The 383-nt window shown below is 59.8% G+C and carries 1 rRNA gene (running past both ends of the window); it reads left to right on the top strand.

What is annotated here, in order from left to right:
- Positions 1-383: ribosomal RNA gene (locus TR48_RS38005) — 16S ribosomal RNA — on the top strand (it extends past both window edges: 688 nt to the left, 898 nt to the right).

Raw genomic sequence — 383 nt, 5'->3', positions numbered from 1 at the left:
TGCCAGCAGCCGCGGTAATACGTAGGGTGCGAGCGTTGTCCGGAATTATTGGGCGTAAAGAGCTCGTAGGCGGCTTGTCGCGTCGGATGTGAAAGCCCGGGGCTTAACCCCGGGTCTGCATTCGATACGGGCAGGCTGGAGTGTGGTAGGGGAGATCGGAATTCCTGGTGTAGCGGTGAAATGCGCAGATATCAGGAGGAACACCGGTGGCGAAGGCGGATCTCTGGGCCATTACTGACGCTGAGGAGCGAAAGCGTGGGGAGCGAACAGGATTAGATACCCTGGTAGTCCACGCCGTAAACGTTGGGCACTAGGTGTGGGTCACATTCCACGTGGTCCGCGCCGCAGCTAACGCATTAAGTGCCCCGCCTGGGGAGTACGGC

Source organism: Streptacidiphilus neutrinimicus, assembly GCF_000787815.1.
GTDB lineage: Bacteria > Actinomycetota > Actinomycetes > Streptomycetales > Streptomycetaceae > Streptacidiphilus > Streptacidiphilus neutrinimicus.
This window is presented reverse-complemented; position numbering and strand designations above follow the sequence as displayed.